24 protein-coding genes and 2 tRNA genes are annotated in these 24397 nt (G+C 66.8%); 2 read left to right on the forward strand and 24 right to left on the reverse strand.

Going from position 1 to position 24397, the window contains the following annotated elements; translation table 11 throughout:
• Positions 1 to 170: 170 nt before the first annotated feature.
• The 5 genes from LFT44_RS11450 to LFT44_RS11470 are packed head-to-tail and all read right to left on the reverse strand — an operon-like array spanning position 171 to position 5230.
• Positions 171 to 893, reverse strand: coding sequence for a hypothetical protein (locus tag LFT44_RS11450; protein WP_236798573.1), 723 nt, complete (start codon positions 891 to 893; stop codon positions 171 to 173).
• Positions 890 to 2851, reverse strand: a complete 1962-nt coding sequence (locus LFT44_RS11455) for a VWA domain-containing protein (RefSeq protein ID WP_236802873.1) — start codon at positions 2849 to 2851, stop codon at positions 890 to 892. The genes LFT44_RS11450 and LFT44_RS11455 overlap by 4 nt, the downstream gene beginning before the upstream one ends.
• The gene (locus tag LFT44_RS11460) at positions 2851 to 3330 is read right to left on the reverse strand and encodes a hypothetical protein (protein ID WP_236798574.1); all 480 of its coding nucleotides are present in this window, start codon (positions 3328 to 3330) and stop codon (positions 2851 to 2853) included. The genes LFT44_RS11455 and LFT44_RS11460 overlap by 1 nt, the downstream gene beginning before the upstream one ends.
• Positions 3320 to 4216, reverse strand: coding sequence for a DUF58 domain-containing protein (locus LFT44_RS11465; protein WP_236798575.1), 897 nt, complete (start codon positions 4214 to 4216; stop codon positions 3320 to 3322). The genes LFT44_RS11460 and LFT44_RS11465 overlap by 11 nt, the downstream gene beginning before the upstream one ends.
• Positions 4217 to 4222: 6 nt before the next feature.
• Positions 4223 to 5230, reverse strand: coding sequence for an AAA family ATPase (locus LFT44_RS11470; protein WP_236798576.1), 1008 nt, complete (start codon positions 5228 to 5230; stop codon positions 4223 to 4225).
• Positions 5231 to 5369: 139 nt separating this feature from the next.
• On the opposite strand from LFT44_RS11470, the gene LFT44_RS11475 reads away from it, so the two are divergent.
• Positions 5370 to 5567 carry a hypothetical protein gene (locus LFT44_RS11475; RefSeq protein WP_236798577.1) on the forward strand — a complete coding sequence of 66 codons (198 nt, stop codon included), beginning with the start codon at positions 5370 to 5372 and terminating at the stop codon, positions 5565 to 5567.
• Here the strand turns inward: LFT44_RS11475 and LFT44_RS11480 are convergent.
• The 6 genes from LFT44_RS11480 to LFT44_RS11505 all read right to left on the reverse strand — a co-directional run bounded on the left by LFT44_RS11480 (position 5564) and on the right by LFT44_RS11505 (position 12313).
• On the reverse strand, positions 5564 to 6394 hold the full coding sequence (locus LFT44_RS11480) for a carbohydrate ABC transporter permease (protein WP_236798578.1): 831 nt from the start codon (positions 6392 to 6394) through the stop codon (positions 5564 to 5566). The two genes, LFT44_RS11475 and LFT44_RS11480, sit on opposite strands and share 4 nt — an antisense overlap.
• Entirely contained in the window at positions 6391 to 7272 is an 882-nt protein-coding gene (locus LFT44_RS11485; protein ID WP_236798579.1) for a carbohydrate ABC transporter permease, read from the reverse strand. Before LFT44_RS11485 ends, LFT44_RS11480 begins: the two co-directional genes overlap by 4 nt.
• Positions 7273 to 7274: 2 nt before the next feature.
• A complete protein-coding gene (locus tag LFT44_RS11490; RefSeq protein WP_236798580.1) occupies positions 7275 to 8627 on the reverse strand; it encodes an extracellular solute-binding protein in 1353 nt (450 codons plus the stop codon).
• 5 nt (positions 8628 to 8632) lie between these two features.
• Complete coding sequence (locus tag LFT44_RS11495; RefSeq protein WP_236798581.1) at positions 8633 to 9835, reverse strand: ROK family transcriptional regulator; 1203 nt, start codon at positions 9833 to 9835, stop codon at positions 8633 to 8635.
• 166 nt (positions 9836 to 10001) lie between these two features.
• On the reverse strand, positions 10002 to 11180 hold the full coding sequence (locus LFT44_RS11500; protein WP_236798582.1) for a class I SAM-dependent methyltransferase: 1179 nt from the start codon (positions 11178 to 11180) through the stop codon (positions 10002 to 10004).
• A 50-nt stretch (positions 11181 to 11230) separates the two neighbouring features.
• On the reverse strand, positions 11231 to 12313 hold the full coding sequence (locus LFT44_RS11505; RefSeq protein WP_236798583.1) for an FAD-dependent oxidoreductase: 1083 nt from the start codon (positions 12311 to 12313) through the stop codon (positions 11231 to 11233).
• Between the two features lie 46 nt (positions 12314 to 12359).
• Between LFT44_RS11505 and LFT44_RS11510 the strand changes: the two genes are divergently transcribed.
• Positions 12360 to 13772 (forward strand): SAM-dependent methyltransferase, encoded by a 1413-nt coding sequence (locus LFT44_RS11510; protein ID WP_236798584.1) that lies wholly within the window; start codon positions 12360 to 12362, stop codon positions 13770 to 13772.
• 52 nt (positions 13773 to 13824) lie between these two features.
• On the opposite strand, the gene mctP is transcribed toward LFT44_RS11510, so the two are convergent.
• The 13 genes from mctP to rplU form a co-directional block, all read right to left on the reverse strand.
• Positions 13825 to 15501, reverse strand: a complete 1677-nt coding sequence (gene mctP / locus LFT44_RS11515) for a monocarboxylate uptake permease MctP (protein WP_236798585.1) — start codon at positions 15499 to 15501, stop codon at positions 13825 to 13827.
• Positions 15498 to 15872: a DUF3311 domain-containing protein gene (locus LFT44_RS11520; RefSeq protein WP_236798586.1), complete on the reverse strand. Its 375-nt coding sequence runs from the start codon at positions 15870 to 15872 to the stop codon at positions 15498 to 15500. The genes mctP and LFT44_RS11520 overlap by 4 nt, the downstream gene beginning before the upstream one ends.
• A 198-nt stretch (positions 15873 to 16070) precedes the next feature.
• A tRNA-Ala gene (locus LFT44_RS11525) sits at positions 16071 to 16143 on the reverse strand.
• Between the two features lie 185 nt (positions 16144 to 16328).
• Positions 16329 to 16401 (reverse strand) — tRNA-Ala (locus LFT44_RS11530).
• A gap of 116 nt (positions 16402 to 16517) precedes the next feature.
• Positions 16518 to 16919, reverse strand: a complete 402-nt coding sequence (rsfS, locus tag LFT44_RS11535; RefSeq protein ID WP_142133637.1) for a ribosome silencing factor — start codon at positions 16917 to 16919, stop codon at positions 16518 to 16520.
• A 39-nt stretch (positions 16920 to 16958) separates the two neighbouring features.
• Positions 16959 to 18227, reverse strand: coding sequence for a hypothetical protein (locus LFT44_RS11540; RefSeq protein ID WP_236798587.1), 1269 nt, complete (start codon positions 18225 to 18227; stop codon positions 16959 to 16961).
• A gap of 7 nt (positions 18228 to 18234) precedes the next feature.
• Positions 18235 to 18849 carry a nicotinate-nucleotide adenylyltransferase gene (gene nadD, locus LFT44_RS11545; RefSeq protein WP_235009459.1) on the reverse strand — a complete coding sequence of 205 codons (615 nt, stop codon included), beginning with the start codon at positions 18847 to 18849 and terminating at the stop codon, positions 18235 to 18237.
• 55 nt (positions 18850 to 18904) lie between these two features.
• Positions 18905 to 19144 (reverse strand): hypothetical protein, encoded by a 240-nt coding sequence (locus LFT44_RS11550; RefSeq protein WP_236798588.1) that lies wholly within the window; start codon positions 19142 to 19144, stop codon positions 18905 to 18907.
• Positions 19145 to 19222: 78 nt separating this feature from the next.
• Complete coding sequence (locus LFT44_RS11555) at positions 19223 to 20587, reverse strand: glutamate-5-semialdehyde dehydrogenase (RefSeq protein WP_236798589.1); 1365 nt, start codon at positions 20585 to 20587, stop codon at positions 19223 to 19225.
• 26 nt (positions 20588 to 20613) lie between these two features.
• Positions 20614 to 21765, reverse strand: a complete 1152-nt coding sequence (gene proB / locus LFT44_RS11560; RefSeq protein ID WP_236798590.1) for a glutamate 5-kinase — start codon at positions 21763 to 21765, stop codon at positions 20614 to 20616.
• On the reverse strand, positions 21755 to 23344 hold the full coding sequence (gene obgE / locus LFT44_RS11565; RefSeq protein ID WP_236798591.1) for a GTPase ObgE: 1590 nt from the start codon (positions 23342 to 23344) through the stop codon (positions 21755 to 21757). Before obgE ends, proB begins: the two co-directional genes overlap by 11 nt.
• 116 nt (positions 23345 to 23460) lie before the next feature.
• The gene (rpmA, locus tag LFT44_RS11570; protein ID WP_009372867.1) at positions 23461 to 23724 is read right to left on the reverse strand and encodes a 50S ribosomal protein L27; all 264 of its coding nucleotides are present in this window, start codon (positions 23722 to 23724) and stop codon (positions 23461 to 23463) included.
• Between the two features lie 63 nt (positions 23725 to 23787).
• Entirely contained in the window at positions 23788 to 24096 is a 309-nt protein-coding gene (rplU, locus tag LFT44_RS11575; RefSeq protein ID WP_141946370.1) for a 50S ribosomal protein L21, read from the reverse strand.
• Positions 24097 to 24397 lie beyond the last annotated feature (301 nt).

Here is a 24397-nt window from a genome sequence, read left to right on the forward strand (position 1 = left end):
ATGGGGGCACCCACACCCTCCAGATCGGAGGATCGCTGACACGTTACCGCGGTAACTTGTCTACGACTCTATGGGCTGTGACCGGCAGGGAACAAGTCGGCACCGAATTAAGACACTGTTTTACAGGCCGTTTTCCAAGGCAACAGAATTTTCTTCGCCAGTACCCGCCTTCACCAGGGGCGGTCCACAGCTGCCCCGCCGCTGCTGTCCAGATACTCTTCCCGCTCACGCCCGCTGTTGCGCTCCCGTTCGGCCTGGCGTGCGCTGTCCTGGAGCTGGTCCAGCTGGCCCTGCCGGGGGTCCGCCGACGTGTCCGGCGATGGCTCCTCCCCTGGTGCCGGCGTCCCGCCCGCGCCCTGTCCGGCAGCGCCGAGTTTGCTCTCCAGCCGCTCCCTTGCCGCGTCCAGTCGGCCGCCGGTTTCGGCACTCCCGGCCAGGCACCCTTCCGGCGCCTGCCCGGCCGTTGCCAGCGCTTCCTTGAACAACAGAACGGCCGACGCCGCGTCCCCGGCCAGCTGCCGCTGGTCACCCAGGCGTTCGATCGCCAGCACAAGGTTGACCCGAATGGTGCACGCGTCCCCCGAGCTGGCGGGAACCATGCCTAGAGCTTGTTCGAAGTGTGTCCTGGCAGTCGCATAGTCTTCCTCCGCCACGGCTGCGTCGCCGGCGGCGAACGTCGCCTTGTGCGGCTCCACGACGTTTGCGAAACCAAGGCCCCGGGCGGCGGCATCAACGGCGGCAGCGTTCCCGGCGGTAAAACCGGCGGCGGCGCGGTCAGCCAGGATGCCCAGGCTGAGCAGTTTGATGGCGGTGCACAGCACCAGGAGCACCGGCAGCGCCGACCACAGCATCAGGCGGCGCCTGCGGGACCGTGGTGTCGACTGTGCGGTCAACGCTTTTCTTCCTTCAGGCCCGCACGCGGAAGTCCGCGAAGCTGCCGCGCGAGTGCCACGGCTTCCGGAAGGGCCAGCAGGAAGGCGCCGGCGGCGAGGATCCAGTAGAGCTCCGTTCCTGCCGCCAGCTGCCCTTGCCCGTCAGCGCGTTCCGCCCTGCCGGGGTGCGCCTGCTGCATCATGTCCGCCACTGGGGCGCCGGCAAGGCGGTGGGCATATGGCACGCCAAGCTGCCCGGCGATGGCCTGCAGCCGTCCCTCATCAATCATCGACAGTGCATCACCGTTGCTGCCGGGCCGGGTGTCCTGGACGTAGCCGCCGCTGCGGGTGCCGGCCTCCCCTCCCCCGTCCGTCCCGCCGTCGTCCGCCAAACCGGTGTTCTCCTTCATCCATCCGCCCGCGGATGTGCCGTAACCCAGCACCGCTCCCCCGGCGACCAATCCGCCGTCGACTTTCATGGGACCCGGCTCCCTGCCGCTGGTCTGCTCACCGTCGCCCAGGTAGTACACCAGCCGGGGCCGGCCCGGGTGGCTGTCCCTGGCCGCTGCCAGCCGCTCGGACAGCACCTGCCGTGCTGCGGTGATGCTGCTGCCCTTGGCATAAGCGGTCACCTGCGGTTCCAGGACGTCCGTGATGGTCTGCAGGGCAAGGGTGTCGGTGCTGAGCGGCATGCGGACGTGCGCGGTGGTGTCGAACGTGATGACGGAGAACCGGGCGCCGGGCAACTGTTCAGCGATGGCCATGATGTCCTTCCGGACGCCCTCCAGGCGCGGTTTTCCGTTGTCGTAGTCCTCGGCCACCATGCTGGTGGTGGTGTCCACCACGAAGAAAACGTTCAGGTCCGCGCTGGCGGCCTGGACGGTGCCGCCCGGCAGGTGTGGCCGCAGGGCCGCTGCAAGAAGCAGCAGCACAATTGCTCCCCGGCGCAGCCATGCCTTGCTGCGGAGGCGGATGCCCTGCAGGCGCCAAAGGACAACGCAAAGGGCAAGAGCAGACAGCAGCGCAGCAACCAGCGGCAGGCCAGGTACATCTGCGAACACAGCCCGGGGTGCGCCGTGGATGGCCGATGTCTCGGTTTGCTCAATCCCGGTGACAATCCCGGCCACGGCGTCCGGGCGGTCAAGGGCGTAGTATGCGCCGCCCGTGGATTCTGCGGCGGCCCGCAGTTGGGCACCCGGCTGGTCCGGACCGGGGCCGTAGTCCAGGTCTGCCGGGTTCAGCGCGTAGACGCGGACGGACCGATCCTTGGCCAACGCGGCCGCCTGGCCCAGCGCCATGATGGGCTTTCCTGACAGCAAGTTGTCGGTCGCCAGCACCACCGACCGCGAGCGCTGGGAGCTGGTACCCCCGCCGCTGGCTTCTTGGGGCTTGCCAGCCCCTGGGAAACTGTTGAGGCAGGACGCCAGCCCGTCGCCAATCAGGGAGGAGCCCCTGCCGCTCCACGTGCCGTCAAGGAATCCGGAGCTTCCGGGTTTGCCGTCGAAGGCGTCTTTGGCACCCTGGAGCTGCTCCTGCGCGTAGGCGTAATCGTCCGTCAACGGAAAGACCTGGATGGCGCTGCTGTCGAAAATGGTCAGGCCGATCCGTTCGCCGTCGAACTCGCGCGCCAGTTTGGCAAAGACTTCCACTACTGCAGCGTCGGCACTGCTCATGGAGCCCGATGCGTCCAGGCAGAGCATGATGTCGCGGTTGTGCTGCTCCGGCCGGACGGTATCCACCGAGACGGGACGGGCCGCGGCTACCGCGGTGGACACCAGCAACAGGGCGAGCGCAGTTGCGGCCAGGGCCAGCCACCGCCGGTACCGCCGGAGGGCTGCCTGGTATTCCGGCAGCGCGGTGAGCCTGTCCGCGTGGGCCACGGGCCGGCGTCGTACGTTGCCGCGCCTCTTGCTGCGCCACGCAACCGCTGCCGCCACGCCCGCCGCGGCGGCCGCAACGGGCATCAGCCACCAGAACATCAGCTCCACGCGCGCACCGCCGCCGAGGCTCTTGCCGCAGACGCAGCAACGGAAGGCAGCGGCCCGGGACCGAATTCAGCCGGGTAAAGGGCCTGGACCGCGTCGGCCGCGGCGGGAAGAGGGTGCCGGGCGAGGTCCTGGTGGGTCATCCTGGTGGCGTCCACTCCGGTAGCGTCCCGGACAAACCCGCGCAGCAGGAGGCTGATCTCCTGATGGGCGGGCCGCGCATCCAGGGCGCCCGCCGCCGCTGCCTGCTCCACATCGTGGATGCGCTGCAGGTAGGCCGCCTTGAGCGCAGGCAGGTCGGTCAGCGCGGACCGTTCCTGGGCACTGCCGGCCGGCTCGGAGCGCCTGGCTGCACGGGTGGTGGCCAGCACGAAGACGTACCACCCTGCCAGCAGGGCGAGCAGCGCTGCCCCGCACCACGCCCAGGCGGGGCTGTACTGCAGCGGGCCGAAGAACCCGGGATCAACCTGCACGGCGGTGCCTCTCCAGGAGCGTGAACAGTCCGGTGATGACATCCCCGCTGCCTGACACGTCCCCTTCAGTGATCCCGGCCGCGCGCAGCATGGCCTGCCGGCCCGCATCACGCTCCGAGGCCGCTTTCGTGTAGGCGGCCTCCACTGCGGCGGACATCCCCGGCGGCCAGGGCAGGAGGGAATCGTCGGCAACGCTGAAGGCCGCGGGGGCGTTGGGATCCGTGTGCTTGGAGGATGGTGCGAGGTCCGTGTCCCGCACGGTCAGCCACAGGACTTCGTGCTGGGCGCGGAGCCGGCGCAGGAGCTGGGCCTTGGCGGCGTCCGCGGCCAGTTCGTCGGCGACGACGAAGAGCAGGTGGCGGCCCTTGACGTTGCGTGCCACGTAGCCCAGCTGGTCCTGGATCCTGCTGGGCGCCCCGTCGAGGCCCGTATGGGAATCCACGTGCCTGAGGAGCCGTTCCAGGTGGGCTTCGCCGCTCTTTGCCGGCAGGGACCGGGTTGCGGTGGAGTCGCCGCACACCAGGCCCACCACGTCCCCGTGCCGGTGGGCCAGGTAACCCATGACTCCCAGTGCGAGCACGGCGATGTCCTTTTTCACTTCCCCGGACCGGGCCTCCGCTGCCATGTTCCGTCCCGTGTCCGTGACCAGGAGGACGGTCTGCCGGCGGACGGCCACATAGCGCCGGATCAGGGGTGAACCGTGCCGGGCCGTGGCCTTCCAGTCGATGTCGCGTACCTCGTCACCCGGCACGTAGGCGCGCAGGTCGTCAAAGTCCAGGCTGCGGCCCCTGAACACGGAACCGTACTCGCCGTCGAGCATTCCACGCGCTTTGCGGTGCGCGAAGATGGCCATCTTCGACTTCACCCGCTGGAGGAGGCTGGCCATCCGGGGTCAGGGAGTCTGGACGGCGGCGACGACGGCGTCGATCACCGATTCGACCGGGACCTGCTCGGCCACGGCGTCAAAGTTCAGGATCAACCGGTGCCGCAGTACCCGGTGGGCCAGCGACCTGACGTCCTCGGGGATGACATGGTCGCGGCCGTTCAGCAGCGCCACCGCCCGCGCCGCCTGGCTGAAGGCGATGCTGGCGCGTGGGCTGGCACCGAATTCGATGAAGCCGGCCAGCCGGGCGTCGATGTATTGGGAGGCGTTCCGCGTCACGTAGACGAGGCCCACGATGTAGTTGATGACCGCCGGGTCGAGGTAGACCCGTCCCACCAAAGCCTGGATTTCGGTGATGGCGTCCAGGGAGGCTGCAGCCGCAGGCTTTTGTTCGCGGGTGTAGACGCCGGCATCGATCCTGCGGATGATCTCCGCTTCTTCCACGGGAGTGGGATAGTCCAGCACATCCTTGAGCATGAACCGGTCCATCTGCGCCTCGGGCAGCTGGTAGGTTCCCTCCTGCTCGATGGGATTCTGGGTTGCCAGGACCAGGAACGGCGAGGGCAGGGGGTGGTCCTGTCCTCCGATGGACGTCTGGCGTTCCTGCATGGCTTCCAGCATGGCGCTTTGGGTCTTGGCGCTGGAGCGGTTGATCTCATCCAGCAGCACGATATTGGCATGCACCGGGCCGAGTTGGGTACGGAAGGTCCCTTTGGCGGCATCGTAGATCTGTGTTCCCACGATGTCGCTGGGCAGCAGGTCAGGGGTGCACTGGATCCTGCGGAATTCGGCGCTCACAGCTTCGGCGAGGGTTTGTGCCGCCGTGGTTTTGGCCAGTCCCGGGACGCTTTCCAGGAGGATGTGGCCGCCGGTCAGCAGTCCCACCAGCAGCGACTCCCGCAGCAGGGACTGCCCCACCACTTTTGCATCGAAACTGCGGGAAATATTGGCCACCACCTGCTGCGCCCTGGCCAGCTCCGCCGGCTGGATTCTTGCAGGCACGCTGGTCGAAAGCACTGTATTCCCCCTGATGACGGCGTTGGTCGCGCTGGCCGGGCCGGCCATGTCCCGTCCGCCATCCTATCCAAGCCGGGCACCGGGAGTCCGGCAATGGGCACCCCTCCCCATTGGTGGCAGGCAGGTCTATCCTTTTGCCATGATTGAGCTTCCAGCCAGCTACAAGGAATACCTCGCCGGTAAAAGCGAGCACTTCGTCGACACGGTCCGGCCGGTCCTGATGCAGTCTGCGGCAGAAAAACTGCACGGAGTCCGGGTGGTGAACAATCCCACCGGCCACCAGGCGCACCTCGACGATACCCTGCCCTTCGGCGTGGTGCTCGAGGACATTGACTAGCCCCTGACAGCACCTGCAAGGGCCAGTGCGTTGCCGGAACCGCGCGCCACGATGACGTACAGGGCCAGGACCGGAACGGAATAGAGAATCGAGAAGGCGGCCAGCTGGCCGTAGGCCACTGCGCCGTGCTGGCCGAAGAAGCTGAAGATCGACACAGCCGCGGGCTGGCTGGCCTCGGACAGCAGGAGCACGAACGGGACAAAGAAATTTCCCCACGCCTGGATGAACACAAAGATGAACACCACGCCCAGGCCCGGTCCCATCAGCGGAAGCACGATGGACCGCAGCCCGGACAGCCTTGATGCGCCGTCAACCCACGCCGCTTCCTCAAGTGCCAGCGGCACGGCGTCCATGAAGTTCCTGGTCATCCAGATGGCCATGGGAAGGCTGGTAGCGGCCAGGAACAGCACCGTTGCGAAAATGGAGTCCAGCAGCCGAAGCTGGACGAACAATCCGTAGACCGGCACCATGATGGCGGTGACGGGAAGGCAGGTGCCGAACAGGATGGCCGACATGAACGGAGTGTTGAACCGGGACCGGTAGCGGGAGAGTGGATACGCGGCCAGCACGGCTGCCACCAGCGTAACGATGCCGGTTCCGGCCGACAGCAGCAAACTGTTCCACAGTGGCCGGAACAGCAGCTCCGGAGTGAAGACGGCCGCGAAGTTGTCCAACCCGGGCTGCTGCGGAAGTTTGGTGCCGTGTCCGGCGGCCGGGTCCAGGGAACCGAGGACCAGCCACAGCAGCGGCAGCAGGAAACACGCACCGATCAGCACCAGGACCACGTCGGCCCACACGCTCCGGGTACGTCCATGCCGGCCTGTCACGGTTTCTGCTCCCTGAGCAGGCGCAGGTAGGCCAGCCCGAACACGGCCCCGATCAGGATGAGGACCACGGCGACGGCCGTACCGTAGCCGATGTCGCCAAACTTGAAGGCCTCTTGGTAGGCGAGGACAGGCAAGGTGGTGCTGCCGTTGGCAGGGCCACCGGCCGTCATGACCCAGATCAGGGTGAAGACCGCCAGCGTCTGCAGCGTGACCAGCATCAGGTTGGTGGCGATGCTGCCCCGGATCACCGGCAGGGTGATGAACACCAGCCGCTGCCAGGCACCGGCACCGTCCATCTGTGCAGCCTCGGTCAGCTCGGCCGGGACGCCGTTCAGCGCGGCCCGGTACACCAGCATCGAAAAGGCCGTCCCGCGCCAGGTGTTCGCCAGGATCACGGCCACCATCGGAACGGCGTAAAGCCAGTCGGTCTCCGCCAGCCCAAACGCGCCAAGCAACTGGTTGAGCGTCCCGTCCCGGCTGAAGAAGGCGTAGGCGGCGAAGGCAGCCACGATCTCCGGCAGGACCCAGGCGGCCACGACGGCGGTGCCAACAGTTGCCGACACCATAGGGCGTGCGCGCCGCATGAGGACGGCCAGGGTCAGTCCCAGCACGTTCTGGCCCAGGACGGCCGAGCCTGCAACGAACAGGACGGTCAGCGCCAGCGAAAGCGGGAAGGCGGGGTCCTGCAACAGCCGCTGGTAGTTCTCCAGCCCCACCCACTCGGGGTTCCTGGCGTGCTTGCCGGTGAGTCCGGCGTTGGTGAGCGAGGCGTGGAAGGCCCACAGCACGGGGCCGGCCAGGAACACGGCCAGCAGCACGACGGCGGGCAGGACCGGCAGGTAGCGGAGCACCTGCCGGCCGCGGTGGTTGGCGGCCACCGCTACTTCCGGATGGTCTTGTCGCCGCCCACGATGCCGGTCACGGCCGTGTCATAGTCGGCCGCCGCCTGCTCAGGGGTCCGATTGCCGGTGATGACGGCCTCGGTGGCTTCCTGGACGGCAGCGGAAATCCGTGGATAGTCGGAGGTGGCGGGCCGGAACCGGGTGACGGACACCAGGCCGGAGACATCCTTCACGAACGGGTTGGCGGACTGGTAGCCGGGGTCGGCGGCGACGTCGTTGCGGACGGCGATCTGCGAACTGGCCAGCGTGAATGCCAGCGAGTTCTTTGCGTTGAGGGCGGTGGTGAGGAAATTGAAGGCCAGGTCCGGCTGCTTGGTTTCCGCGCCAACGGCCAGCGTCCATCCCCCGGACATGCTGACCTTGCCTGGCGCCTGTCCCTTCTGCGTGGGGAACGGTGCGACGCCCATCTCCTGCTCGTAACCGGGCCACGCGTAGCTCCCGCCGGCCTGCCAGAACGACGGCGCGTAGGAGCCTTCCACGGTTGCTCCCAGTTTTGCCTTGGGGAACCACTCGCCGAACACCTTCTTCCAGACGTTCGGGTCCAGCGCTTCGGCCGGAGGAACGGCCAGGTTCTCCCCATAGAGCGTCTCGAGGAAGGTGAGCGAGTCCTTGAAGCCGGGCGAGCCTACGACCCATTTTTTGGAGTCCTGGTCGTAAAGGCTTGATCCGGTGCCGTACAGGAGTTCGTAGAACCCCTGCATTACGGTTCCTTCACCGGTACCCTTTCCGGCGTACATGTTGAAGGGGATCACGTCCGGGTTGGCGGCTTTGATCTTCCGCGCGGTGTCCAGGATGTCCTGCCAGCTGGACGGGTGCCAGGGCAGTCCAATGCCTGCTGCCGCAAGAACCTTTTTGTTGTACCAGATGACCCGCGTGTCGGTGCCCAACGGCACTGCGTACGTGCCGCCGTCGTCCGCTTTCCCCGCTTCCTTCGCTGCGTTGTCGAAAGCGCCCCAGTCCCCCCAGCCCGCCAAGCGGCTGTCCAGGTTCATGAGGTACCCGGCGTCCGCATCGGAGCGGACCTTGAAGGTGTCTTCGTAGAAGACGTCCGGGGCAGTCGAGGGCGACCGCAGGGCCAGGGCCAGCTTGGTGCCGTAGTCCTCGTCGCTGGCCTGGATGGGCTGCAGTTCGACTTTCACGCCTTGGTTGGCGGATTCAAACTCCTTCTTCGCCTCCTGCAGCATGCTGTCCAGGGCGGTGAACGAGTCTGTCTTCTGGTAGGCCACCTTGATGGTCTTATCGCCGCCGCCCGGATCTGCGGGCGTACAGGCTGCGAGGACCAGGACCGCGGCGGCGAGCAGGGATGCTGTCTTGGATGCCCGTCGAAACATGCTGGTCAGCTCTCCAGCAAGAGCCGCTGGGCGCGGGGGGCGAGGGTGTGTTCCAGGACCAGGGACGCGGCCCCGATGGCTCCCACGTCCTCCCCCACGCCTGTGCCCACCACCTCGATGGGGTGGATGAGGCGGGCAGCGCTGTTGCCGTCCAGCAGCGGCGGGATCCGTTCAAGGTAGCGTTCGGCCAGCCCGCTCCAGAAGGGGCCACCGAAAACAACCCTTTCAACGTCCAGGGCGTTTGTGACCACCGACGCCGCCCGGGCCACCAGGACCGCGGACTTATCCAGGATGGCGGCGGCCTTTTCGTTGCCGGCATCGGCAAGTTCGCACAGCCGGGAGAAACTTTGCTGGATTTCGGCGCCGCTGTTCCCCGCGCGGGTGCCGTCCAGGATGCCGGCGGCTTCGGCCTCGGCCACCAGGACCTGCGGGATGGCGGAGGACTTGACGCAGCCGCGCTGGCCGCAGTCGCAGAGCGGACCGTCCGGGTCCACCACGATGTGGCCGATCTCGCCGGCGTTGCCGGAGGTGCCGCGGACAACCTCATCGTTGAGCACGATGCCGCAGCCGATGCCTGTGCCCATGTACATGAAGATGAAGCTGCCGGCTCCACTGGCGCCACCCGCCCAGGTTTCCGCCACTGCGGCGCTGGTGACGTCCTTGTCAACAAGTACTGAGTAGCCGGTGGCCCTGGCCAGCGCGTCCCGCAGTTCCACCCTGTCCCAGCCGGGAAGCAGGGGCGGGTCCACCACTGTTCCATGGTCCAGGTCGATGGGGCCGGGGGCGGCCACTCCCAGTCCCGCAATCCGGCCCCGGTCCACGCCCGAGTCCTCCACGAGCTGGGCGATTTCCGCTGTGATGGTGGCGATGACCGCGGCGGGATCGTTGCCGCCGGGGGTTTTGATGCTTGAATGCCGCACCACCGCTCCCACGAGGTCCAGCACCACGAAAGTGGTGACAGCCGGGTCCAGGTGGACCCCCAGGGCGTACATGCCGCCGGGATTCAGGCGCAGGATAGTGCGCGGCTTGCCCGGACCGGTGCCCTCCTTGCCGGCCTCGACAATCAGGTTCTGGTCCAGGAGGCGGCGGGAAATATTGGAGATGGTCTGGGGGGACAGGCCCACGATCTGGGCCAGCTCTACCCGGCTGAGACCACCGGAGGTCCTGCGGATTGCGTCAAGGATGACAGTGAGGTTGAAGTCCCCCATCCTGGGCAAGTTGGTTCCGCGTCTCGGAGAGGATTGGCGGATCTCAGACACTGTGTCCCCTAAACGTCTTCGGCTACCGGTGATGGTGATGCTTTGAATCGTACGTTACGGGTGCGCCGCCGCCCACATGCGGGAACGGCGGCGCGGCGCGATGTCTTTTTTCCCGTCAGCAGGGGCTGCGGGTGCTCCGGGTGACGGTGAACTTGGTGTTCCGGCCCTCCACCACGGTGGGCCCTACACAGCGTTCCAGTGCCGGCTGGTAGGCCAGGTGCCGGTTGAAGACCGTCCACAGTTCGCCGCCGGGAGCCAGGACACGGCCGGCGGCCTCGATCATCTTCAGGCCCGCTCCGGCATGGACACCGGCGCCGACGTGGAAGGGCGGGTTGAGCAGCACGGCGTCCACGGACGCATCGGCAAAGCTGCTGAGCGCATCGTCCTGCAGGACGGTGATCCGGTCGGCGAGCCCATTCGCCTGGGCGGTGGCGAGGGCGGACCGGACGGCGGCTGCGGACTGGTCCGTTGCCGTTACGGATGCGGCAGGGAACTTCCGGGCGTACATTGCAGCCAGGATCCCGGTGCCGCATCCAAGGTCCACGGCGTGCCGTGCCGGTTTCATGGCAGGCAGGAACGTCAGCAGGAAGCGTGTGCCGATGTCGAGCCGTGGGCCGGCGAACACGGCGCCATGCGCGGCCACGTCCAGGTCCAGCTCGGCAACGTGCTCCACCACGGGGAAACGTGGGGCGGCGCTGGCAGGCCTGGGCCCGGCGCAGAGCAGGACCCGTGATTTTTGCCGGGCGAGCTGCGGCTGCACCGACACGAAGTACCGTTCCAGGACCGCGTTCATGCCCAGTGACATGTGCTTGATGCGGCCCCCTGCCAGCAACCGGACGTCCGGTGCCGCGTGCCGCGCTACGGCCGTAGCAATTTCCTCCAGTTCGGCAAGGGTCTTGGGAAGCTGCAGCAGGACGGTTTCTGCTCCCTCCAGCAGCTCCCGGCCAAGGGGCAGCTGGACAAACCCGGTTTCGGCACCTTCGGTTTCGGCAGCCTCCCGGCCGGTTTGCAACCCATTCGACAAGTCGGCCGCGTTGAGCCGCAGCGCCCTTTCCCCGGTGATGAGGTCCTGGTGCACACGCAGGGACGCGGGGGCAAGCACTGCGGAAGCGCCGAGCGTCAAGGCGCCGTAACGGTCTCCGATGACAGCGAAGCTGCTGCCGGACCTCCCGAGCTGCACTGCTGTCTCCAGCAGCAGCCGGTCCGTGGCGTCCCAGGCCTGAAGGTTGGGGGCCTCCACGTCGGGCCGCCGGCGCAGGACGCGGAAAACGTCCTCCAAGGTGTTTGCTGCCACCGGTGCCCTGCCGCCTTCTGTTGCGATTGCCGTCCCCGGCGCCCGGGGCATCACCCCCACGTTACCGGTTCTGCCGCTGCCGCCATTCCAGGCAGTCCCATAATCGCCGCCACGGCTGCGCGGCCTGCGCGGTTGGCGCCGATAGTGGACGACGACGGGCCGTAGCCGACCAGGTGGACGCGCGGCTCGGCTGCCACCTGGGTGCCCTCCATGGCGATCCCGCCGCCGGGTCCCCGCAAGTGAAGCGGAGCGAGGTGTTCCAGTTCGGCTCTGAAGCCGGTGGCCCAAAGGATGACATCGGCTTTCAGGAGGCTGCCGTCCGCCCGGCGGGCCCCATCTGGCTCGATCGAGGTGAACATGGGCTGCCGGTCGAGTGCGCCGCGTTTTTTGGCGGCGCGCAGCGCAGGAGTCCAGATCAGTCCCGTCACGGAAACCACGCTCTGCGGCGGAAGCCCACGGCGGACCCGTTCCTCCACCAGCGCCACGGCGTCGTGGCCTGCCTTGGCATCGAACGGCGCGTCCCGCCACACTGGTTCCCGGCGGGTGAACCAGCTGGTGGTGGTGACGCGGGAAATTTCCTCAAGCAGGCCGACGGCCGAAATGCCCCCACCCACGACGATGACGTGCTTACCGCGGAACTCGTCCGCCGAGACGTAGTCGGCAACGTGCAACTGGCGGCCGCGGAACGAGTCCTGGCCGGGATAAATGGGCCAGAAGGGGCGGGTCCACGTACCGGTGGCATTGATGAGTGCCTTGGCGCTCCAGTCGCCGTCGGATGTTTCGATTCGCAACCGCCCGGCGGGGTTGTCGTCTTCCCGTCTGACAGCGCGCACCTTGACGGGACGGCGGACGGAGAGACCCAGCTCCGCTTCATAGGTGCCAAAGTAGCGGGTCAGGAACTCGGAGCTGGGTTCGGCGGGATCCACCTCGGGCTTGGGAATGCCGGGCAGGTCGCTGATCCCGTTGACCGTGGCCATGCGCAGGCTCTTCCAGCGGTGCCGCCACGCGCCGCCCGGACCTTCCTCGGCGTCGAGCACGGCATAGTCGAGCCCCCGGCGCTGGAGGTGGTAGGCGGCCGACAGGCCGGCCTGGCCCGCCCCGATGACCACCACATCGGTTGGGTCAGGAATCACTCCCCCATGATAGTCGCGGAGGGCAGCGCGGCCTTAGGGTGGGCGCATGGAGACGGGAGCAGCAGTACCAAACGGAAACGGAAGCAAGGGCCACGCCGCCCGGCTGGAAAAAGCCCTGGGGGTGGTGCTGGGCACCGGGCAGATACCACTGCGGCTGCGGGCGTGGGACGGGTCGGAGGCGGGTCCAGCGGGTGCCCCGGTCCTGGAGTTCAAATCCCGGAAGGCCCTGCGGCGGATGCTCTGGTCGCCCGGGCAACTGGGGCTGAGCCGGGCGTATGTAGCCGGCGACATCGATGCCCCAGGCGATATCTTCGCCGCGTTCACGGCCTTGAGTTCGGCTGGAAAGTTCGCCGAGCCCGGTCCGTTCCGCCCGCTCTCCCCAGGCGAACTCTGGCTGCTCCTGCGCACCGCCGTCCGGCTCGGGGCCGTCGGGGCCAACCCGGCCCCTCCGCCGGAGGAGGCGCGCGTCGCAGGGAAAGGCAGGATGCACTCCAGGAGCCGCGACTCGGCTGCCATTTCGCACCATTACGACGTCGGCAACGACTTTTACGCCCTGGTGCTGGGCCCGTCCATGGTGTATTCATGCGCGGTATGGCCCGCCGATGCGGCCGCACGGCCGGCTGGCAGCAGCCTGGGCGCGGATCCAGCCCAGGGCGTGGTCACTGAGGGCCGCGGCGGCTTGGACGCTGACGGGCGCGGCGGCGCAGACTGCGGCCTCGATGCCGCGCAGGAAGCCAAGCTGGATCTGGTGTGCCGGAAGCTGGGCCTTCAACCCGGGATGCGGGTCCTGGATGTGGGCTGCGGGTGGGGCAGTTTCGCCATCCATGCTGCAGCCCGGTACGGCGTCACAGTCGTGGGCGTGACGCTCTCGGCGGAGCAGGCGGTTCTGGCGCGCAAGCGGGCGGCGGACGCCGGTCTCACCGACAGCGTGGAGATTCGCGTGCAGGATTACCGGGACGTGCAGGACGGACCGTTCGACGCCATCAGTTCCATCGGAATGTCCGAGCACGTGGGACGGGCCCAGACCCCTGCCTACGCCACGGCGCTCTTCGCGCTGCTGCGCCCCGGCGGCCGGCTGCTGAACCATGCGATCTCCTGGAATGCCGGACCCACCAGCCCCGACCCGGACTCGTTCATCCCCCGGTACGTCTTCCCGGACGGCGAAATGATCAGCCTCGGCGAGATGGTCTCCGCCCTGGAGACCGCCCGGTTCGAAGTCCTCGACGTGGAGGCCCTCCGGCGCCATTACGCCCTGACACTTCGGGCCTGGGTCAGCCGGCTGGAACAGAACTGGGACGAGGCCGTGCGGCTGGTTGGCGAAGGGCGCGCGCGGGTGTGGCGGCTGTACATGGCAGCCAGCGCACTGGGATTCGAAAATGGGCTGACCGGGGTCAACCAGGTCCTGGTCCGGCGGCCGGGCGGGGAAGAACCGCCGCTGCGGCGGAACGCCTGGCTGTAATGTGGGCGCCCTCCTGCCGGGACGTAACCCGGCAGGAGGGCGGTCTAGCCCCTCAGGCGACCGGTGAAGGGCCGCCCGGCTGGGTGAAATGCTGTGTCTTCTCGATCTGTACCACCTTCGGGTCCGTTTCGTCCGCCTCGTAGTCCGTGGGCCTGGTGAGATCCTCGCCTGTCCGGACCTTCAGGGCCCGCATCACCAGGGTCAGGACGGCGGCGACTATCAGGTTCAGCGCGAAGGCTGACACCGCGATGTAGACGCTGAGGTCGGTTCCGGGGATGGGGGCAACCGAGCCGCCGAAGTGTGCCTTGGTGACCGGGTTGACCACGTTGTAGGCGGAGACGGTGCCGAAGATGATGCCAGCCGCCCAACCGATCAGGAGCGCCCAGCGGTCGAACCAACGGGTGTAGAGGCCTGCCACCACCGCCGGGAAGGTTTGCAGGATCCAGATGCCACCCAGCAGCTGCATGTTGATGGCTGCCGACTGGTCCATGGCGATCACGAAGACCAGGGCACCCACCTTCACCACCAGCGAGACGATCTTGGACACCTTCGCCTCGGTCTTGGGATCGACGTCGGGACGAATGAAATCGCGGTAGATGTTGCGCGTGAACATGTTGGCGGCCGCGATGGACATGATCGCTGCCGGCACCAGGGCGCCGATGGCGATGGCGGCCAGCGCGATGCCGGCAAACCATGCCGGGAAGTGGTCAAGGAAGAGTTGCGGGACCACCAGCTGCGGGTTGACCGAGCCGTCCAGGTCGATGGGCTTGGTGCCCGCCTGGATGGCAACGAAGCCGAGCAGGGCAAGGAACCCAAGCATCAGCGAGTACAGCGGCAGGATGGCCGCGTTGCGCCGGATGGTGTTGCGGGCCTTGGAGGCCAGTACCGCCGTCACCGAGTGCGGATACATGAACAGCGCCATGGCCGAACCCAGCGCAAGTGACCAGTAGGCCGAGTAGTTGGCTGCTCCCGGAATGAAGACGCCCGCCGGCTTGCCCGTAGCCTGGTTGATTGTGCCCAGCTTTGACTGGGCCGAACCAAAGATCGTGTCCCAACCGCCGAACTTGATGGGCAGGTAGATGACCGCAACGATCACGGCAAGGTAGATCAGCAGGTCCTTGACGACGGCGATCATCGCCGGTGCGCGCAGGCCCGACGTGTACGTGTAGGCGGCAAGGACCACGAAGGCCAGGATCAGCGGCAGGTCGGTCAAGAACACATTCCCGGAGCTGCCCAGGCCAAGAACCGTGAGCACGGCCTTGATGCCAACCAGCTGCAAGGCGATGTAGGGCATGGTGGCAACGATGCCGGTGACCGCGACGGCAAGCGAAAGCCAACGGCTGCCGTACCGTCCGCCCACGAAGTCTGCCGAGGTGACGTAGCCGTGGCGGTGGGACACCGACCACAACCGGCTCATGATGATGAAGATGATGGGATACAGAACGATGGTGTAGGGGACCGCGAAAAAGCCGCTCACCGCGCCTGTGGCCCACATTGCCGCCGGCACCGCCACGAACGTATACGCGGTGTACAGGTCCCCGCCCAACAGGAACCAAGTAATCCAGGTACCGAACCCACGGCCGCCCAGGCCCCATTCATCCAGGCTGTGCAGCCCCTCCACTTCGGCGCTGCGGCGCCACCTCGCGGCCAGGAAGCCCATCACGGCGACGACCACAAAGAGCAGCACGACAATGACAAGCGCCGTCCAGTTGATCTCCCGCCCGCTCATGGCCGCTCCCCTTCCAAACCGTTCCCGGCGGAGGCTGCCCCCTCCTGGGGTGGGCCGCCGGGACGGGCCTCTGCCCGCCGTCGTCGGTCCTCCTTGGTGACCAGCCAATACGCGCTGCCGGTCAAGATCGCCGAAATCGGCACCCACAGGAGCTGGTACCAGTAGAAGAACGGGAGGCCGCCAAGCCGCGGCGCATCAAAGGCGTAGAGCTGGGGCATCAGGGGGAACAGGATGGCGGCCGCCAGCAGGACGCCGGCGCCGATATAGGGGGCGGGCCTGGCCGGCCCGCGGATGGCGGTGTCGCGTGTCAGGCGACCTTCGGGAAAAGCTTCACCGTTCGGGACGTAGCCGGAACCACCTGCGTGGGACATCTGTGACCTCCTCGTCAGCGCGTCCCGCGGCCGCCGCCTTGGATGAAAGCAGTCCGGAGGCGGGACGATGTGCCCTCAATCACAGTTGTACCGCGCTTTGACCAGCGCCGGAAGAGTTTTAGTCCACAAACGGTTGCCGGTGGCAACAAGAAAGGGAACCATCACCAAGTGATGGTTCCCTTTGTTTCGTTATATCGGTGGAGCTGAGGGGACTCGAACCCCTGACCCCCTGCATGCCATGCAGGTGCGCTACCAGCTGCGCCACAGCCCCTTACTTTTCGTCCCTTCCGGTCGAATTCCCCGGAGCAACCTGACCAGAGTAATGCACTTTTCCGCTGGACGCCAATTGGCCGCCCTAAGGCCCAGTCACACTCCAAGCCGCCAAACCCCAAAGGCGCACCGAGGCTGGAACACAAAAAAGTCCGCCGGAACCGTAGGTTCCGGCGGACTTACCGGTGGAGCTGAGGGGACTCGAACCCCTGACCCCCTGCATGCCATGCAGGTGCGCTACCAGCTGCGCCACAGCCCCGGATTGTTGCCGCTCCAAGCAAGCTTCGTTTCGGGGTCTCCCCCGAAGCAACTCAAATATCTTAGAACAGCAGTTCCGAAAATTCCAAATCGGGAATATTCACCCAGGCGCCGCGCCTACTCGCTTTCGGTTGCTGCGCCGGCCTTGGCGGAGGCGTCGTCGCCGAGCTGCAGGTCCACCACGGGGCAGTCCTTCCACAGACGCTCCAAGGCATAGAACACGCGGTCCTCCTCGTGCTGGACGTGGATGACGACGTCGGCGTAGTCCAGCAGGACCCACCGACCGCCGGAACGGCCCTCGCGGCGCACGGGACGCAGGTCCTGCTTCGCCAGTTCCTCTTCGATGCCGTCCACGATGGCGTTGACCTGGCGTTCGCTGGGCGCCGACGCGATGAGGAAGACGTCGGCGAGGGCCAGGCGTTCACTCACATCCATGGCGACGATGTCCTGGGCGATCTTGTCCGCGGCGGCCTTGGCGGCCGTACGGGCAATGGCGATGGATGATTCTGTTGCAGTCACGGGACTCCTTGATTGTGTTAAGTATTGGTGCCGGCCGGGTCAGCGGGACATGCCGCTGACGATCAGGATGATGCCGGCAACGAGGGCCAGGATCCCGAACGCGAGGATGCAAAACTGGAGGATGCGGTTCCGCTGCGCCCTGGCCAGGCCGGCCGTGGCGGCATCCAGCGGATCGAGCCCATAAGCGGAGCTGGCGGGAACACGGGGAAGGTCCTCGAAGAGGTCCTCCGACTGGTTCGCCGGCTGGCCCACCGGCTGCGCCACCGGTTTGGGACGGCTTGCAGCCTTCGCGGCAGCCTCCGCCCGGGCTATGACCTGGGAACGGCCGGCGGCGGTGTCAGCCACAGGTGCCTTGGGCCGGGCCGCAGGCTTACGTTTCCCACCTGGCGGCACCTTTGGACCCGGGGAAACCTTCGTACCGGGCCTGGTGGTCACCGGAACATGGGAGGTTGCCGGCGGCTTCATCACCGGACGTTCGACGCCGGGCACCTGGACGAACTCGAGCGGGGTCACCATTGCCAGGTTGTTGGCGGTGGAGGGGCCGGGTTTGGCGGCAGTGTCCGGGGCGGGCTTGTTCGCAGTCTCCGGGGCTGGCTTGTCCGCGGGAGCGGGGGTCCTGGCCTGGACGGCCGGGGTGCCTGCCTGCTCGGCAAGTTTCTGCCGGGCCATGGCCCGGCGGTTAAGCACGGCGGCACGTTCGGCGAGGGCGATCTGCTCAGCAAGGATCTCCGGATCCACGGCTTCGGGATCCATGGAGGCAATGTGCTCCATTTTGGCGATCTGGTTCCGGGCCTGCGCGGCGATGAGTGCGCGCGCTTCCAGCGCCTGTTCAACAGTCATGCCATCCGGAACGTTCCCGGAAGCCTGCGTGGGGCCCTCCGGTTTCTGGCCCTCACGCTTCCTTCCGGCTCCGCTGCCCTTTCCGGCGTCGGGGGATGGCGGAGCAGTGGGAGCTGGAGCGGCGGCCTGAACAACAGGATTGGCCGCCGTCAGTGCCTGCTCTTTGAGCTGCTGCAAACGCAGCTGGCGCCGGGTGGGTGGTCCTCCGGCAGAGAGCTGCCCTTCTTTTTCCTCAAGTTCCTTGATGGCGCGAAGCGTGGCTCGGTCGCGCGCCCGGATCTGGGACGAACGCTGCGTGGACGTCTGGTCCGCGGCCGTTTGGGGGTGGGCTGCGGGTGCCGGGGCGCGGTCAGCCGGCCGGTCGGCGGCAGGCGGGCGCTCTTCTGAGGAAGGTGGGGTGGCCTGTTGGGCTTCCCTGGCCTTCCGGAGTTCCCGGCGGCTGCGGATAGGTGGCTGTTCCTGACTCATTGAGAACTCATTCAGTACTGGCGGGTTCGCGTGCTTCGGAAGTTTGTTCCTCCGCGCTTGCGGGGGCGTCGGAATAAAGGCCGTACTTGGCGATGTACTGCACTACCCCGTCCGGGACCAGGTACCAGACCGGGTTGTTCGCCGCCACGCGGGCACGGCAATCGGTTGACGAAATGGCCATCGCCGGGACCTCCAGGAGGCTGACGTCTTCACGGCCCATGCCGTCCAGGACGTGTCCTGGCCGCGTGACTCCCACGAAGTGCGCCAGCGACCAGAGTTCGTCGATGTCCTTCCACGACAGGATCTGCGCCAGGGCGTCCGCGCCGGTGATGAAGAACAGATCGGCGTCCGGGCGTTGTGCCCGCAGGTCGCGCAGGGTGTCGATGGTGTAGGTGGGACCAGGACGGTCCACGTCGACGCGGCTGACGGTGAACCGCGGATTGGATGCCGTGGCAATCACGGTCATCAGGTAGCGGTGCTCGGGCTCGCTGACCTGTTTATGGGACTTTTGCCATGGTTGCCCGGTGGGGACGAAGACAACCTCGTCAAGGTCGAATTCCGCCGCGACCTCGCTGGCCGCAACGAGGTGGCCGTGGTGGATGGGATCGAACGTCCCGCCCATCACGCCCAGCCGCAGCCTCCCCCGGGCACCATTGCGGTGCAGATTGTGGGAAATCTTAGTGGCCCTGCCCGCGATCGTGCTTGTTGGGGTGCTGCCGGTGCGGATCCGCGTGTTCCTCGGTGGCGGCGTGCCGGTTGCCCAGGTTCGTGTAGGAGAGCGTGATGAACATCAGGACCACCAGGATGCCGAACATGGACACGCCGAATACCCACGGCTCAGCCCACAGCGGAGCAAGCTCCTCATGGCCTGATTCACCGGCGGTGGCGACGGACGTGGCAATCTGCTGGAGCAGCATTTTCTCCCCTATGTTCAAGGATTACGGGCAGCGGAACCTACCGCTGCTTTCCGGGTTCTGGTCTATGTTACCGCGTTGCTACGCGCGGACCTGGCCTTCGCCCTGGACAATCCACTTCGTGGTGGTGAGTTCGGTCAGGCCCATCGGGCCGCGGGCGTGCAGCTTCTGGGTTGAAATCCCCACCTCGGCACCAAGGCCCAGTTCGCCGCCGTCGGTAAACCGGGTGGAAGCGTTGACGATCACCGCCGCCGAATCCACCTCCGCGATGAACCGTTCCGCGTTGGCAAGGTGGTTGGTGAGGATCGCCTCGGTGTGTCCCGTGGACCAGGTCCGGATGTGCTGGACGGCGTCATCCAGGCTGTCCACCATGGCCACTGCGAGGTCCAGGTCCATGTACTCGGTGCCCCAGTCCGCGTCCGTCGCCGGCTCGGTCTCGACGCCGGGCAGCGCCGCCTTGGTGCGGTCGTCCACGTGGAGGCGGACGCCGGCGTTCCGGAGGGCGCTGGCGACGGCCGGCAGCACGGTTGAACCCGAATGGACCAGCAGCGTCTCCACGGTGTTACACACGCTGGGCCGCTGGGTCTTGGCGTTGAGCAGGATTTCCACGGCCATGTTTTCGTCGGCGGACTCGTCGATGAAGATGTGGACGTTGCCTTCCCCTGTCTCAATGACCGGCACGGCGGAGTTGGTGACCACGGTCTGGATCAGGTCGCGGCCGCCGCGGGGAATCAGTACGTCCACCCGGCCGCGTGCCTTCATCAGGACGTTGGCGCCGGCGCGGCCGAACTGGTCCACGGTCTGCACGGCATCGGCGGGCAGGCCGACTGATTCAAGGGCTTCACGAAGCACGCGTACCAGGACCTGGTTGGTGGCTTCCGCCGCACTGCCGCCGCGCAGGATCACTGCGTTGCCGCTCTTGAGGGCCAGCCCCGCGATGTCCACGGTGACATTGGGACGCGCCTCGTAGATTGCCGCCACAACGCCCATGGGCACATTGACCTGGCGGAGGCGCAGGCCATTGGGGAGGGTCTGGCCACGGACCACGTTGCCCACGGGGTCAGGAAGGTTGGCCAGGTTCTCCAGGGCCGCCACCAACCCGGCAACACGGGTTTCGGTGAGGGTGAGCCGGTCCAGGAGGGCCTTGGAGGTGCCGTTGTCCTTGCCCCGCTGCACATCCATGGCATTGGCGGCGAGGATCGCCTGGACGTTCTCCTGCAGCGCGGCTCCCACGGCGCGAAGGCCGCGGTCTTTCCACGCGCGATTGGCGGTGGACATCCGGCGGGCTGCGTGGCGGGAGCGGTCGGCAATGGCGTGGACGGCCGCTTCCACTTCCGCGGGGGAAAGAGTGTCCACGGCTGATACCTGCTCTGCCGACGGACCCGGCTGCGCCTGCGCAGCAGTGGTTCCGGAATTTTCAGCAGTATGGATCAGGGCTTCAGTCATGCTCCAAGTTTAGGCGAGCCGGCAGCTCACAACAGCACCAGGTCATCAACATGAACAACTTCGCGGTCATAGCCACTGCCCAGTTCTTCGCCAAGTTCCCGAGTGGACCGTCCCAGCATGTGGGGCAGTTCCTGGGATGAGTAGTTGACCAGACCACGGGCAACAACGGAGCCGTCGGCACCCGCGAGTTCCACGGCATCGCCCGGCTCAAAGTCTCCGTGTATGGCGGAAATTCCCGCCGGCAGCAGGGAGGTGTGGTGGTGCCGCACGGCGCGCACAGCCCCGTCGTCCAGGATCAAGCGGCCCTGCACGGAGGCGACGTGCGCCAACCACAGGAGGCGGACCGGTTTGCGGGAGCCGTTGACGGAGAACCAGGTGCCCACGTCCTCGCCGTTCAGGGCCGCGGCGGCGTTGGGCGTGGAGGTCACCAGGGCGTGGATGCCCGAGCCTGCCGCCATGCTGGCAGCTTCGACCTTGGTCATCATGCCGCCTGTGCCCACGCCGGCCCTACCCGCCTTGCCGATGGAAACGCCCTCAAGGTCGTGCGCGCCGGTGACCAGGGGGATGCGCTTGGCACCCTGGGCGGGCGGACCGTCATACAGGGAGTCGACGTCGGACAGCAGCACGAGTGCGTCGGCGCGCACCAGGTGGGCCACCAGGGCGGCGAGCCTGTCGTTGTCGCCGAAGCGGATTTCGTGGGTGGCGACAGTGTCGTTTTCGTTGACCACGGGGACCACCCCGAGGTTCAGCAGCCGGTCCATGGCGCGCAGGGCGTTGGTGTGCTGGCTGCGGCGCATCAGGTCCTCGGCCGTGAGCAGGACCTGGCTGACGGTCACGCCGTGGGCGCCGAAGGCCTGGGTGTAGCGGGCCATCAGCAGTCCCTGGCCCACGCTGGCGGCGGCTTGCTGGGTGGCGAGGTCGCGGGGCCGCTTTGCCAGCCCCAGCGGAGCCAGTCCGGCGGCGATCGCGCCGGAGGACACCAGGATGATCTCGGCGCCGGCGTTGCGCTTGGCCGCCAGCGCGTCGGCCAGTGCCGTGAGCGACTCTTCGGAGATGCCGCCCTTGATGCTGGTCAGCGAGGATGACCCCACCTTCACCACGATGCGCCGGGCACCTGCCAGCGCACTTCGGTCCGCGATGCGCTGGGCAGGGTCAGCGGTGGTGCTCTTAGAGGTCATCGTCCGCTTCCAGTCCGCTTTCCTTGAGGGGCTGGGCGGCGCGGCGGCCGCTGACGGATTCGGTCCAGATCCCGGCTTTCCGCTCCGCCTCAAGCTCGGCGCGGGCGGCAGCCTTGGCATCCCGGCGTTCCTGCTGCTCCTCGCGCTTCTGGGTGCGGGTGGGGCGGTCACCGATATCGGCGAACCGCGGATCAGTGCCGCGCGGTGAGGCCAGGAGTTCGGCACCCGCCATCATGGTGGGCTCCCAGTCGAAGACGACGCCGTCATCCCCGCCGATGACCACGGTGTCCCCCGGCTTGGCGCCCTGCTTGAACAGCTCGGTCTCCACGCCGAGCTTGGCCAGGCGGTCTGCGAGATAACCAATGGCTTCCTCGTTGGTGAAGTCGGTCTGCTTGACCCACCGCTCGGGCTTTTCGCCCAGGACGCGGAACAGCGGCTCCAGGTTCTTCTCCTCGCGACGGATCTTGAACCCTGCTTCATTCACGGCGCGGGGCCGCAACACGGCGGGCTGGACCTTGGGCGGGGCGGCGGCTACGGCGTCGCGGGCGGCCTGGACGATCTCGGCCATGGCGAAGCCGAGCTGGCGCAGTCCCTCGTGGCTGGTGGCGGACACTTCGAAGACGCGGTAGCCGCGCGATTCGAGTTCCGGGCGTACAAACTCTGCCATGTCCTTGCCGTCCGGCAGGTCCACCTTGTTCAGGGCAACCAGGCGGGGGCGGTGGTTCAGGGGAACCACTTCGCCGTCCTGGCCGGCATAGCTCATGTCGACGGCGTACTTCTCCAGCTCCCCCTCGATGATGGCGAGGTCGGAGAGCGGGTCCCGGTCCGATTCCAGGGTGCCGCAGTCCAGCACGTGCACCAGGGCAGCGCAGCGCTCAACGTGGCGCAGGAAGTTGTGGCCCAGGCCGCGTCCCTCACTGGCGCCTTCGATGAGGCCGGGGACATCGGCGATGGTGAAACGCACATCGCCTGCCTGCACCACGCCGAGGTTGGGAACCAGCGTAGTGAACGGGTAGTCGGCGATCTTGGGGCGGGCGGCGGACATCGCTGCGATGAGGCTGGACTTGCCCGCGGACGGGAAGCCCACCAGCGCTATGTCCGCGATGGACTTCAGCTCCAGCACGATGTCGCGGGAGTCACCCTCAAGGCCCAGCAGGGCGAAGCCAGGGGCGCGGCGCTTCTGGGAGGAGAGTGCTGCGTTGCCGAGCCCGCCCACGCCTCCGGCGGCCGCCACGTACTCAGCACCTTCACCTACGAGGTCGGCGAGCAGGGTGCCGTCCTTGGTCTTGACCACGGTACCGTCCGGCACGGGCAGCACCAGGGTCTCGCCGTTCTTACCGCCGCGCCAGTCACCCATGCCGGGACCGCCGTTGCTGGCATGCCGGTGGGGTGCGTGGTGGTAGTCGAGGAGTGTGGTGGTCTGGTGATCGACGCGAAGGATCACGTCACCGCCGTTGCCGCCGTTGCCGCCGTCGGGTCCACCCAGGGGCTTGAACTTCTCGCGGTGGACGGAGACGCATCCGTGGCCGCCCGATCCGCCGGATACGTGCAGGACTACCCGGTCTACAAAGCTGGCCACGTGGATCTCCTCAAATGCTGTTTACCTGGCGTCCGGAACGCCACATCGATTGTAATGCGGTTAAAAGAACAGTGGAGCGGACCCACAGGCCCGCTCCACCGCTTCAGAACTTGTTGTTACTCTGCAGCTGCAGCAGCAACGATGTTGACTACGCGACGACCGCGGCGGGTGCCGAATTCAACGGCGCCCGGGGTCAGTGCGAACAGGGTGTCGTCACCGCCACGGCCAACGCCGGCGCCCGGGTGGAAGTGGGTGCCACGCTGGCGGACGATGATCTCGCCTGCGGAAACTACCTGGCCGCCGAAGCGCTTGACGCCGAGGTACTGAGCGTTGGAATCGCGACCGTTGCGAGTGGAGCTCGCGCCCTTTTTATGTGCCATCTGAAATGCCTGCCTTTAAAATTCTGGGGAATCTGTTGGAAAACCTGAACAGTAACCGGTGGGTTACTTGATGCCGGTGATCTTGACCTTGGTCAGTTCCTGGCGGTGACCCTGGCGCTTCTTGTAGCCGGTCTTGTTCTTGTACTTCTGGATGACAATCTTAGGACCACGGAGGTCCTGGAGGATTTCAGCCGTAACAGTTACCTTGGCCAGGTCAGCGGCGGCGGAGGTGACTTTGTCACCGTCAACCAGGAGCAGTGCGGGCAGCTCGATGGTGCTGCCGGCTCCACCGGCGACGCGGTTCAGGGTAACGAAGTCTCCAACGGAAACCTTCTCTTGGCGGCCGCCTGCGCGGACAATCGCGTACACCACTTGGGAACTCACTTCTCTCGACGTTTATTACAAAATTTGCGTGCGGCACCCGGCTCGGAAATTGGCTGGGATCCCGCTGTGCCTCAACGCCGTGGATTCCCCGGGGAAATCCGTGAGCCGTCCCGGTGGAGCAGTCCGCTTGTTATACACAGCAGAATGCCCCAGGGTCATAACCCAAGTGTTGGCGTAAGCACCGAAGATCCAGAATACGCTAAATCCGTCCACGGCCGCAAATGAGGCTGGTTCCGGCGGCCCCGCTGTGGTAGTAACCACAAACCCGGCGGGCAGCACCGCAACCATG

Origin of the sequence: Arthrobacter sp. FW306-05-C (assembly GCF_021801725.1) — a bacterium.
Taxonomy (GTDB): Bacteria; Actinomycetota; Actinomycetes; order Actinomycetales; family Micrococcaceae; genus Arthrobacter.

What these genes read in the sequence shown, in the direction of transcription:
- LFT44_RS11455 (WP_236802873.1), bottom strand. Translation starts at nt 2,851, where the DNA reads ATGTTCTGGTGGCTGATGCCCGTTGCGGCCGCCGCGGCGGGCGTGGCG.
- LFT44_RS11465 (WP_236798575.1), bottom strand. Translation starts at nt 4,216, where the DNA reads ATGGCCAGCCTCCTCCAGCGGGTGAAGTCGAAGATGGCCATCTTCGCG.
- LFT44_RS11475 (WP_236798577.1), top strand. Translation starts at nt 5,370, where the DNA reads ATGATTGAGCTTCCAGCCAGCTACAAGGAATACCTCGCCGGTAAAAGC.
- LFT44_RS11490 (WP_236798580.1), bottom strand. Translation starts at nt 8,627, where the DNA reads ATGTTTCGACGGGCATCCAAGACAGCATCCCTGCTCGCCGCCGCGGTC.
- LFT44_RS11495 (WP_236798581.1), bottom strand. Translation starts at nt 9,835, where the DNA reads ATGGGGGACTTCAACCTCACTGTCATCCTTGACGCAATCCGCAGGACC.
- LFT44_RS11510 (WP_236798584.1), top strand. Translation starts at nt 12,360, where the DNA reads ATGGAGACGGGAGCAGCAGTACCAAACGGAAACGGAAGCAAGGGCCAC.
- mctP (WP_236798585.1), bottom strand. Translation starts at nt 15,501, where the DNA reads ATGAGCGGGCGGGAGATCAACTGGACGGCGCTTGTCATTGTCGTGCTG.
- LFT44_RS11520 (WP_236798586.1), bottom strand. Translation starts at nt 15,872, where the DNA reads ATGTCCCACGCAGGTGGTTCCGGCTACGTCCCGAACGGTGAAGCTTTT.
- LFT44_RS11540 (WP_236798587.1), bottom strand. Translation starts at nt 18,227, where the DNA reads ATGAGTCAGGAACAGCCACCTATCCGCAGCCGCCGGGAACTCCGGAAG.
- nadD (WP_235009459.1), bottom strand. Translation starts at nt 18,849, where the DNA reads ATGGGCGGGACGTTCGATCCCATCCACCACGGCCACCTCGTTGCGGCC.
- LFT44_RS11550 (WP_236798588.1), bottom strand. Translation starts at nt 19,144, where the DNA reads ATGCTGCTCCAGCAGATTGCCACGTCCGTCGCCACCGCCGGTGAATCA.
- LFT44_RS11555 (WP_236798589.1), bottom strand. Translation starts at nt 20,587, where the DNA reads ATGACTGAAGCCCTGATCCATACTGCTGAAAATTCCGGAACCACTGCT.
- proB (WP_236798590.1), bottom strand. Translation starts at nt 21,765, where the DNA reads ATGACCTCTAAGAGCACCACCGCTGACCCTGCCCAGCGCATCGCGGAC.
- rpmA (WP_009372867.1), bottom strand. Translation starts at nt 23,724, where the DNA reads ATGGCACATAAAAAGGGCGCGAGCTCCACTCGCAACGGTCGCGATTCC.